The 10,436-nt window shown below is 70.1% G+C and carries 8 protein-coding genes and 1 tRNA gene; 1 reads left to right on the plus strand and 8 read right to left on the minus strand.

Annotation, left to right across the window (positions count from 1 at the left end; genetic code table 11):
- Nucleotides 1-2: 2 nt before the first annotated feature.
- Nucleotides 3-76: transfer RNA gene (locus PLL68_RS09915), tRNA-Ile, on the minus strand.
- Between the two features lie 311 nt (nucleotides 77-387).
- On the opposite strand from PLL68_RS09915, the gene PLL68_RS09920 reads away from it, so the two are divergent.
- Nucleotides 388-903: a DUF3145 domain-containing protein gene (locus PLL68_RS09920; protein ID WP_324533634.1), complete on the plus strand. Its 516-nt coding sequence runs from the start codon at nucleotides 388-390 to the stop codon at nucleotides 901-903.
- A gap of 85 nt (nucleotides 904-988) precedes the next feature.
- Here the strand turns inward: PLL68_RS09920 and fabF are convergent, their stop codons facing one another.
- The 7 genes from fabF to aceE all read right to left on the minus strand — a co-directional run bounded on the left by fabF (nucleotide 989) and on the right by aceE (nucleotide 10,333).
- Entirely contained in the window at nucleotides 989-2,230 is a 1,242-nt protein-coding gene (fabF, locus tag PLL68_RS09925) for a beta-ketoacyl-ACP synthase II (protein ID WP_324533636.1), read from the minus strand.
- A gap of 139 nt (nucleotides 2,231-2,369) precedes the next feature.
- Nucleotides 2,370-2,618 (minus strand): acyl carrier protein, encoded by a 249-nt coding sequence (locus PLL68_RS09930; protein WP_159898748.1) that lies wholly within the window; start codon nucleotides 2,616-2,618, stop codon nucleotides 2,370-2,372.
- Nucleotides 2,619-2,699: 81 nt separating this feature from the next.
- Nucleotides 2,700-3,719: a beta-ketoacyl-ACP synthase III gene (locus PLL68_RS09935; protein ID WP_324533640.1), complete on the minus strand. Its 1,020-nt coding sequence runs from the start codon at nucleotides 3,717-3,719 to the stop codon at nucleotides 2,700-2,702.
- A complete protein-coding gene (locus PLL68_RS09940) occupies nucleotides 3,716-4,651 on the minus strand; it encodes an ACP S-malonyltransferase (RefSeq protein WP_324533642.1) in 936 nt (311 codons plus the stop codon). Before PLL68_RS09940 ends, PLL68_RS09935 begins: the two co-directional genes overlap by 4 nt.
- Nucleotides 4,652-4,747: 96 nt before the next feature.
- Complete coding sequence (locus PLL68_RS09945) at nucleotides 4,748-5,938, minus strand: PucR family transcriptional regulator (RefSeq protein ID WP_324533644.1); 1,191 nt, start codon at nucleotides 5,936-5,938, stop codon at nucleotides 4,748-4,750.
- 51 nt (nucleotides 5,939-5,989) lie between these two features.
- Nucleotides 5,990-7,417 (minus strand): argininosuccinate synthase, encoded by a 1,428-nt coding sequence (gene argG / locus PLL68_RS09950; RefSeq protein WP_324533646.1) that lies wholly within the window; start codon nucleotides 7,415-7,417, stop codon nucleotides 5,990-5,992.
- Between the two features lie 132 nt (nucleotides 7,418-7,549).
- Nucleotides 7,550-10,333: a pyruvate dehydrogenase (acetyl-transferring), homodimeric type gene (aceE, locus tag PLL68_RS09955; protein ID WP_324533648.1), complete on the minus strand. Its 2,784-nt coding sequence runs from the start codon at nucleotides 10,331-10,333 to the stop codon at nucleotides 7,550-7,552.
- Nucleotides 10,334-10,436 lie beyond the last annotated feature (103 nt).

Below are 10,436 nucleotides of genomic sequence, written 5' to 3' on the forward strand. Positions count from 1 at the left end.
GGTGGGGCGTGTCGGGCTTGAACCGACGACCGACGGATTATGAGTCCGCTGCTCTGACCGACTGAGCTAACGCCCCGCTGCCCCGACGCCTTCGCGTCCCGGGCGCGGTGAGCCTACCGGGGCGGTGGGTGAGGAACGACGACGGATGCCGCTCGCGTACCGTGAGTGACCGGCATCCGGTCTCGTCAACCAAGGACCCGTGCCGTCACGCACGAGATTCATGAGACGGCTGGTGCCGTTGGGATCAGTGGGGCATGATGTGACCCATAACGGCACGCTCGTGTGCCCACACAGCAGAGCCCGCACGGCACACCGGCAGGAACCGTAGGCAGACATCGCGCGCACCGGCGTTGGGGAAGACGTCCCTCGCACGCGAAGGAGGCCAGGATGTCTGTCTCGATGCCGCGCACCATGACGCGGGGAGTGGTCTATGTCCACTCGACCCCCAAGGCTCTGTGCCCGCACATTCTGTGGGCGATCGAAGGCGTCCTCGGAACGAGGGTCACCGTCGACTGGACCGATCAACCGGCCGAGCCCGGTCTCGTCCGCGCTGAGCTGAGCTGGTCCGGGCAGGCCGGAACCGGTGCCCGCATCGCCTCGGCGCTGCGCGGCTGGGACAAGCTGCGCTACGAGGTCACCGAGGAGCCGAGCCAGGGCTGCGACGGCTCCCGCTGGTCGCACACGCCACGGTTGGGCATCCACCACACGTGGACCTCGGCCAGCGGCGACGCCGTCATCAACGAGGACCGGCTGCGCGAGGTCGTCGTGCTCGCCCAGGGCAGCCCTGAGGCGATGCAGGAGATGATCGAGGAGCTGCTCGGCACCGAGTGGGACGACGAGCTCGAGGTCTTCCGCTACGCCGGCGACGGCGCACCGGTGCGCTGGCTGCACAAGGTCGGCTGAGGGGGGGCGAGGAACCTCGCTCAGCACACGACGAAGCCCCCCGAAGAGGAAGCGGGGGGCTTCGTCGTGTCCGGTGCTGTGCCGGTCAGACGCTCTTGATGATGAGCGCGACGTTGTGGCCGCCGAAGCCGAACGAGTTGTTGAGGGCGGCGATGTCGCCCTGGGGGAGTGCCCGGTGCTCGCCGCGCACGACGTCGAGGTCGATGGCCGGGTCGAAGTCGTCGATGTTGATCGCCGCGGGAGCCACGCGGTGGTGCACGGAGAGCACCGTGAGCAGGCCCTCGAGCGCGCCGGCCGCGCCGAGCAGGTGCCCGGTCATCGACTTGGTGGCGCTGACCGGCATCCCGTCAGCGGCGGCGCCGAAGGCGCGCCGGATCGCGTTGGCCTCGGCGACGTCACCGACCGGGGTCGAGGTGGCGTGGGCGTTGATGTGCACGACGTCGGCGTCGGTGATGCCGGCGCGCTCGACCGCCTCGCGCATGGCGCGGGAGGCCCCGGCGCCCTCGGGCTCGGGAGCGGTGATGTGGTGGGCATCCGCGGACATCCCGATCGAGGCGAACTCGGCGTAGATCCGTGCCCCGCGGGCCTTTGCGTGCTCGTACTCCTCGAGCACCATGACGGCGGCACCCTCACCCATGACGAAGCCGTCGCGGCCGGTGTCGTAGGGGCGCGACGCGGCGGCGGGGTCGTCGTTGCGGGTGGACAGGGCCTGCATCTGCGAGAAGCCGGCGAAGCAGATGGGGTGGGTGGCGCACTCGGTGCCACCGGCGACGACCATGTCGGCGCGGCCGCCCCGGATCATGTCGTACCCGGTCCCCATCGACTCAGCACCGGAGGCGCAGGCCGAGACCGTGGTGTGCGCCCCGGCCCGGGCGCCGAGCAGCAACGAGACGTTGCCGGCGGAGGTGTTGGGCATGAGCATGGGAACCGACAGCGGGAAGACGCGGCGAACGCCCTTCTCGCGCAGGTTGTCCCACTGGTCGAGCAGGGTCCAGACCCCGCCGATCCCGGTGCCGATCGCGACGCCGAGGCGCAGCGGGTCGATCTCGGGTGACCCGGCATCCTCCATCGCGGCGAGCGAGGCGATGACCGCGTACTGGGCGCTCGGGTCCATCCGGCGCACCTGCACCTTGGTGAGCACCTCGAGCGGGTCCTGGGCGATGGTGCACGCGAAGTGCACCGGCAGCTCGTACCGGTCGAGCATCTCCTGGTCAAGGGGCTTGGCCCCGGACCGTCCTGCGAGGATGCCGTCCCACGTCTCGGCGATGGTCCCGCCGAGAGGGGTGGTGGCACCGAGGCCGGTCACGACGACGCGTCGCTCGCTCATGAGTGCTGATGCTCCTTGTGGGATGGGACGTGGGGATGCCGGGGGCTTGGTGTGGCGTGTGAGGTGCGGTGGACGTGTGGTCCAGTGTCCGTCACCGTCACCCTGCTGAACAGGGGTGACGGTGACGGACCGTGGTGCATCAGGCCTGGTTGGAGGCGATGAAGCTGACGGCGTCACCGACGGTGGTGAGGTTCTTGACCTCTTCGTCGGGGATGCGCACGCCGAACTTCTCCTCGGCGTTGACGACGATGGTCATCATCGACAGCGAGTCGATGTCGAGGTCGTCGGTGAACGACTTGTCCGCGAGGACCTCGGCCGGGTCGAGGCCGGTCTCCTCGTTGACGATCTCGGCCAGTCCGGCGAGGATCTCCTGCTCACTCTGTGCCATGTCGGTACTCCTTCTTCGATGGTCATGCTGTGGGTGGGTGTGGTGCTTGGCCCGGGTGACCCGTGGGCCCACGGGAACTCATCAGGGGATGACGACGACCTGCGCGGCGTAGGACAGGCCCGCGCCGAAGCCGATCTGCAGGGCGAGCCCGCCGCGGGGGATCTCGCCGTGGCGGACCATGCGCTCCATCGCCAGCGGCACCGAGGCCGCCGAGGTGTTGCCGGTGTAGGCGATGTCGCGGGCGATGGCGACGTCGGGGGGCAGGTTGAGCTTCTTGGCCATGGCCTCGACGATGCGCACGTTGGCCTGGTGCGGCACGAAGGCATCGAGCTGGTCGACGGTCACACCGGCGGCGTCGAGGGCGCGCTGGGCGACCGGGGCCATGCCCCACACCGCCCACCGGAAGACGGTCTGGCCCTGCATCCCGATGTGCGGCCAGTCCAGGCCCTTCTCGCGAACGTCGATCCAGCTGTCGGTCTGGGAGATGGCGTCCCACTTCTCGCCGTCCGAGCCCCAGATCGTCGGGCCGATGCCCGGGGTCTCGGACCTGCTGATCACAGCGGCCCCGGCGCCGTCACCGAAGATGAACGCCGTGCCGCGGTCGTCGCGGCTGGTGAAGTCGGACAGTCGCTCGACCCCGACGACGAGCACGTTCTCGGCAGAGCCGCCGCGGACCATGTCGTTGGCCAGCGCGATGCCGTGGCAGTACCCGGCGCAGGCGGCCGAGAGGTCGATGGCCATCGCATCGGTGCCGAACCGCTCGGCGATGAGTGGAGCCGCGGCCGGGGTCTGGTAGGGCCAGCTGATCGTGGCGACGAGGATCGCGTCGATGTCGGAACCCTTGAGGCCGGCCATCTCCAGAGCCGGCTCGGCCGCCATGACGGACATGTCGATGACCGACTCGCCCTCGCCGGCGAACCGGCGCTCGATGATGCCCGAGCGTTCCCGGATCCACTCGTCGGAGGAGTTGATCGCCTCGACGAGCTCGGAGTTCGGGACCACCCGGCGTGGGCGGTACCCGCCGATGCCGGCGATGCGGGCGTGGCCGGTGGCCGGGGCCGACTGGAGGGCCGAGGCGAAACCCTTGGAGGTGGTGCTCATGCGGAGTGCTCCTTGATGAGCGTGCGGGCGGCGTCGAGGTCGTCAGGCGTCTTCACCGCGAGCAGCTCGACACCCTTCAGGGCGCGCTTCGCGAGCCCGATGAGCGTGCCGGCTGGCGGCAGCTCGATGATGGCGGTGACGCCGAGGGCGGTGAACCGCTCCATGCACAGGTCCCACCGCACGGGGTTGGACACCTGGGCGACGAGCCGGTCGAGGACGGTGCGGCCGTCGGTGACGACCTGACCGTCGCGGTTGGACACCAGCGTCACCTCGGGGTCGGCCACCTCGTGGTCGGCGGCCGCGGCACGCAGCACCGCGACGGCGGGCTCCATGTAGTGCGTGTGGAACGCGCCGGCGACCTTCAGGGGGATGACGCGTGCGCGTGCCGGGGGATCGGCGGCGAGTTCGGCCAGCGCCGGCAGCGAGCCGGCGGCCACGACCTGACCGGCCCCGTTGACGTTGGCCGGGGTGAGCAGGTGCCGTCCGATGGTGGCCAGCACGGCGCCCTGGTCGCCGCCGAGCACGGCGCTCATGCCCGTCGGGGTCGCGGCGCTGGCCTGCGCCATCGCTCGACCGCGCAGCGCGACGAATTCCATCGCGGCCTTCTCCGAGAGCACCCCGGCGCCGGCAGCAGCGGTGATCTCGCCGACCGAGTGGCCCGCGATGGCACCCGACTGCGGCACGGCATCCGTGACGGTGGTGCCGCCGCCGAGGGCGCGCAGGGCGAGCAGCCCGGCGCCGACGAGCAGCGGCTGGGCGACGGCGGTGTCCTTGATGGTCTCCTCGTCGGAGGTGGTGCCGTGGGCGACGAGGTCGACCTGGGCGGCATCCGAGAGGGCGGACAGCTGGTCACGCAGGCCGGGAAGCTCGAGCCACGGGGAGAGGAAGCCCGGGGTCTGGGAGCCCTGGCCAGGGCAGACGATGACGATCACAGGACCAGCCTGTCGCCTGCGTCGTGACCAAACCGTGACGAACGAGGACGAACCTCCGGTCTCTGTTTTGGAGGTTTCCTCCAAACTGAGCGCGAGTCAGGGTCGTGGTGTGCTTCGGCTCACCGGGCCGAGGCGGTGGAAGGCCAGTGCGATGCGCACGGTCTGCGCGTCGTGCGCCTCGGTGAGGTCGTAACCGATCGCCTTGGCGATGCTGGACAGGCGGTATCTCACGGTGTTCGGGTGGACGATGAGGGCCCGCGCGGTGCCCTCGACGCCGAGGTCGCCGTCGAGGTAGGCGGCCGCGGTGTCGAGCAGGGTGCCCCCGGGGCTCTGGGCGAGCGGCCGGATGATGCGGGCGATCAGCGCGCCGCGCGCCGGTAGGTCACCGAGCAGGGCCCGCTCGGCCAGAAGGTCGTCGGCATGGACCGGCCTCGGGGCACCCACCCACGCGGGCGCGGCACCGTGCCCGGAGATGGCGGCCCGGGCGCTGCGCCCCGCCGCGAACAGGTGGGGCACCGTCGGGCCGACGACGAGGGGGCCGTCGCCGAGGAACGGGTCGAGGGCCTTCGCCAGCGCGATCGGGTCGGTGACGCTGCCGCCGATGCAGATCAACCGGGGGCCGTGGATGGCGACGAGCAGCTCGACGTCGATGCGCCGGGCGGCGCGGTGCAGGTCGGTGAGCACGGGCGCGGTGGCCCCGGGCGGCGTGGAGCCGACCACGACGGCCACCTGCGTCACGGCGCCCCAGCCCAGGGCCGCCGCGCGGGACTGCATCGACTCATCAGCCTCCCCGCGCAACACGGCATCCACGACGAGCGACTCCAGGCGCGCGTCCCAGGCGCCGCGTGCCTCGGCCGCCTGCGCGTACACCTCCGCAGCGGAGAAGGCGACCTCACGGCTGTAGCGCAGCACCGCCTCACGCGCCAGGTCCTCCTCGCCCGGCGCCGCGAGGTCGGCGATCTCCCGCTCGACGACGGCAATGACCGTGCGGATCAGGTCGAGGGTCTGGGCGAGCGAGATCGACCGGGTCAGCTCGCGCGGGGCGGTGCCGAACACGTCGGCGGTGACGGCGGGCCGGATCTGCTCACCGCCGAACCACTCCAGGAACGAGGACAGGCCCGCCTGGGCGACGAGCCCCACCCACGAGCGGTCCTCGGCCGAGAGCGACCGGTACCACTGGTGGTCGGCCTCCATCTGCTGCACGGCGGCGGCACCGAGGTCGCCCGCAGCGCGAGCGACCCGGGTGCGGGTGGCGGCCGACGGCAGCGGTCGAGGGGCGGACGGCATACGAATCAGTCTATTTGTATGCCGTTCACAACCTCCCGGACGCCGCGGTGGTCAGTCGGTGCCCGCCTCCATCGCCGCCCGGTCGAGGGCGTCGTCCTCGGAGCCGGGGGCCAGCGGGTTGTCGGTGATCTGGTCGTAGCCGCCCGCGGGGAGCTCGCCGAACAGGGTGCCGTTCTCCACGAGGAGCTGCCCCTGCTCGACCGGCTGACCGGCGTAGACCTCGAGCTTGGAGCGGCTGTCGGCGATGTCGAGGTTGCGCATGGTCAGCTGGCCGATGCGGTCGAGTGGACCGAACGCGGCGTTCTCCACGCGCTCCATCGACAGCTTGTCGGGGTGGTAGCTGAAGTTGTCGCCGCGGGTGTCGATGATGGAGTAGTCCTCACCGCGCCGCAGCCGCAGGGTCACCTGACCGGTGACGAGGGAGGCGATCCAGCGCTGGATGGCTTCGCGCATCATCAGGCTCTGCGGGTCGAGCCAGCGGCCCTCGTAGAGCAACCGACCGAGCTGGCGGCCCTGCGAGTAGTAGTTGGCCAGGGTGTCCTCGTTGTGCACGGCGTTGAGCAGGCGCTCGTAGGCGGCGTGCAGCAGCGCCATGCCGGGGGCCTCGTAGATGCCGCGGGACTTCGCCTCGATGATGCGGTTCTCGATCTGGTCGGACATGCCGATGCCGTGGCGCCCGCCGATGGTGTTGACCTCGTCGACAAGGGCGACCGGGTCGAGGGTGCGGCCGTTGACGGCGACCGGGCGACCCTGGACGAAGGTGATCGTCACGTCCTCGGACTCGATGGCGACGCTCGGGTCCCAGAACTTCACGCCCATGATCGGCTCGACGATCTCCATCGACTCGTCGAGGTGCTCGAGCGTCTTCGCCTCGTGGGTGGCGCCCCAGATGTTGGCGTCGGTGGAGTAGGCCTTCTCCTGGCTGGAGCGGTAGGGCAGGTTGCGCTCGGTGAGCCAGGCGCTCATCTCGTGGCGACCGCCGAGCTCGGCGACGAAGTCGGCATCCAGCCACGGCTTGTAGATGCGCAGGTTGGGGTTGGCGAGCAGGCCGTAGCGGTAGAACCGCTCGATGTCGTTGCCCTTGAACGTCGAGCCGTCGCCCCAGATCTCGACGTCGTCGGAGTGCATCGCCCGCACGAGCAGGGTGCCGGTGACCGCGCGGCCCAGGGGGGTGGTGTTGAAGTAGGTCTTGCCGCCACTGCGGATGTGGAACGCGCCGCAGGCGATGGCCGACAGGCCCTCCTCGACGAGCGCGCTCTTGCAGTCGACGAGGCGGGCGATCTCGGCGCCGTACTGGCCGGCGCGATCGGGCACGGTGTCGATCTCGGGCTCGTCGTACTGGCCGAGGTCGGCGGTGTACGTGCAGGGGATCGCACCCTTCTCGCGCATCCACGCGACGGCGACGGAGGTGTCGAGACCTCCGGAGAAGGCGATGCCGACGCGCTCGCCGACGGGCAGGGAGGTCAGGACCTTGGACATGAGTGCAATTCTATACAGACCTCTGCATATTCACGAACTCGGGGTCGAAGTCGAGAGTATGGGAATCGCCGTCCGACCCGGAGGTCAGACGGCGATTCACCTACTCTCGACTGGAGAGTGCAGCGGGGGCGCTCAGCTGTCGCCGCCCTCGTTGCCGGAGGCGCCGGCCGTCACGTCGTTCAGGCGGTAGCGGCTGGCCGCCTCGCGGGCCACGGACGGGTCGACCTCGCCGCGGGCCGCCAGCGCTTGGAGGGCCTGCACCGCCATCGACGGGCCGTCGATGTGGAAGAACCGGCGGGCCGCCGGGCGGGTGTCGGAGAAGCCGAACCCGTCGGCGCCGAGGGAGGAGAAGTCCCCGGGGACCCACTGGGCGATCTGGTCCTGGACGGCCCGCATGTAGTCGGAGACCGCGACCACGGGGCCCGGCCGACCGGCCAGCTGCTGGGTGACCCACGGAACCGGTGCCTCGGCATCCGGGTTGAGGAACGCGGCCTCGTCACAGCGAAGGCCGTCGCGGCGAAGCTCGTTCCACGACGTGACCGAGAAGACGTCGGCGACGACACCCCAGTCGCTGCGCAGCAGCTCCTGGGCCTCCAGGGCCCAGCCCATGCCGACGCCCGACGCGAGCAGCTGCACGCGCGGCGCCGACTCCGGCAGGCCCTCGCTCGACCCGGCCGCATACAGGTACATGCCGCGCAGGATGCCTTCGCGGTCGACGTTCTCGGGCTCGACCGGCTGGGCCATCGGCTCGTTGTAGACCGTGAGGTAGTAGATGACGTTGCGCTCGTCGTCGGTGAGCGAGTCATCCGTGCCGAACATGCGGTGCAGACCGTCCTGCATGATGTGCGCGATCTCGAAGCCGAACGCCGGGTCGTAGTGCACGACAGCCGGGTTCGTCGAGGCGAGCAGGGGCGAGTGCCCGTCGGCGTGCTGCAGGCCCTCACCGGTGAGGGTGGTGCGGCCCGCCGTGGCGCCGATGAGGAAGCCGCGGGTCATCTGGTCGGCGGCCGCCCAGATCGAGTCGCCCACGCGCTGGAACCCGAACATCGAGTAGAAGACGTAGATCGGGATCATCGGGTGACCGTGCGTGGCGTAGCTCGACCCCGCGGCGGTGAACGCGGCCAGCGACCCGGCCTCGTTGATGCCGAGGTGCAGGATCTGCCCGTCCTTGGCCTCGCGGTAGGCGAGCATCAGGTCGTGGTCGACGGGGGTGTAGTTCTGCCCGTGCGGGTTGTAGATCTTGATCGTCGAGAAGAAGCTGTCCATCCCGAAGGTGCGGGCCTCGTCGGGGATGATCGGCACGATGCGCTTGCCGAACTCCTTGTCCCGCATGAGGTCCTTGAGCAGTCGCACGAACGCCATCGTCGTGGCGACCTGCTGCTTGCCCGAGCCCTTCTTGACCTGGGCGTAGGCCGAGTCGTCGGGCAGGTGCACGGGGGCGTGCTTGACGCGACGCTCGGGCACCCCGCCGCCGAGCTTGGCGCGGCGCTCGAGGGCGTACTTGATGACGTCGTCGTCCGGGCCCGGGTGGTAGTAGGGCGCGTTGTACGGGTCGGCCTCGAGCTGCTCGTCGCTGATCGGGATCTGCAGGCTGTCGCGCAGGTTCTTCAGGTCATCGAGGGTGAACTTCTTCATCTGGTGCGTCGCGTTGCGCCCGGCGAAGGTCGTTCCGAGGCCGTAGCCCTTGATCGTCTTGGCGAGGATGACCGTGGGCTGACCGGTGTGCTCGGTCGCCGACTTGTAGGCGGCGTAGACCTTGCGGTAGTCGTGGCCGCCGCGCTTGAGCTTCCACCAGATGTCCTCGTCGCTCCAGTCCGCGACCATCTTGCGGGTGCGGGGGTCGCGGTCGAAGAAGTTCTCGCGGACGTGCTTGCCGTCGTTGGCGCGGAAGGTCTGGTAGTCGCCGTCAGAGGTCGAGTTCATCAGGTGGGTGAGGGCGCCGTCGCCGTCGGCGGCGAGCAGCGGGTCCCAGCCGCGACCCCAGACGACCTTGATGACGTTCCAGCCGGCGCCGCGGAAGAAGGCCTCGAGCTCCTGGATGATCTTGCCGTTGCCGCGCACCGGGCCGTCGAGGCGCTGGAGGTTGCAGTTGACGACGAAGTTGAGGTTGTCGAGCTCCTCGCCGGCAGCGAGCTGGAGCAGGCCGCGCGACTCGGGCTCGTCCATCTCGCCGTCGCCGAGGAAGGCCCACACCTGCTGTTGGCTGGTGTCCTTGATGCCGCGGTTGTGCAGGTACTTGTTGAACTGCGCCTGGTAGATCGCGTTCATCGGGCCCAGACCCATCGACACCGTCGGGAACTCCCAGAAGTCCGACATCAGGCGCGGGTGGGGGTAGGACGGCAGGGCGAGCGGAGACCCGTCGACGACGTGCGACTTCTCCTGGCGGAAGCCGTCGAGGCGCTCGGTGGAGATGCGGCCCTCGAGGAAGGCGCGGGCGTACATGCCGGGGGAGGCGTGGCCCTGGAAGAAGATCTGGTCGCCGCCGCCGGGGTGGTCCTTGCCGCGGAAGAAGTGGTTGAAGCCCACCTCGTAGAGCGTGGCCGCCGACGCGTACGTGGAGATGTGGCCGCCGACGCCGATGCCGGGGCGCTGCGCGCGGTGAACGATCATCGCGGCGTTCCAGCGCAGGTAGGCGCGGAAGCGGCGCTCGGTGTCCTCGTCGCCGGGGAACCAGGGCTCCTGCTCGGGGCTGATCGTGTTCACGTAGTCGGTGGTCGTCAGCGACGGCACGCCGACCTGCATCGCGCGGGCCCGCTCGAGCAGGCGCAGCATCAGGTAGCGCGCCCGCATCCGACCCGGGCCGTCGATGACCGCGTCGAGGCTGTCGAGCCATTCCTGGGTCTCGGCCGGGTCGATGTCCGGCAGGTGGGTCGGGATGCCGTTGAGGATGGGGCCGACGTCGTCGCGGGAGGTCACGCGTTCGTCCTTTCGCCGTTGAGCAGCAGGTCGCACGCGAACGAGTGGGCGCGCGTGGTCCCCATCTTTCACCCGATCGGCGCCCCCAGCGCAATCGGGTTCA

It is taken from the genome of Ornithinibacter sp., assembly GCF_035443565.1.
Classification (GTDB): Bacteria; Actinomycetota; Actinomycetes; order Actinomycetales; family Dermatophilaceae; genus Fodinibacter.

Bases quoted from the DNA above. Each gene is read 5' to 3' on its own strand.
- PLL68_RS09920 (WP_324533634.1), top strand. From the start codon at position 388: ATGTCTGTCTCGATGCCGCGCACCATGACGCGGGGAGTGGTCTATGTC.
- fabF (WP_324533636.1), bottom strand. From the start codon at position 2,230: ATGAGCGAGCGACGCGTCGTCGTGACCGGCCTCGGTGCCACCACCCCT.
- PLL68_RS09930 (WP_159898748.1), bottom strand. From the start codon at position 2,618: ATGGCACAGAGTGAGCAGGAGATCCTCGCCGGACTGGCCGAGATCGTC.
- PLL68_RS09935 (WP_324533640.1), bottom strand. From the start codon at position 3,719: ATGAGCACCACCTCCAAGGGTTTCGCCTCGGCCCTCCAGTCGGCCCCG.
- PLL68_RS09945 (WP_324533644.1), bottom strand. From the start codon at position 5,938: ATGCCGTCCGCCCCTCGACCGCTGCCGTCGGCCGCCACCCGCACCCGG.
- argG (WP_324533646.1), bottom strand. From the start codon at position 7,417: ATGTCCAAGGTCCTGACCTCCCTGCCCGTCGGCGAGCGCGTCGGCATC.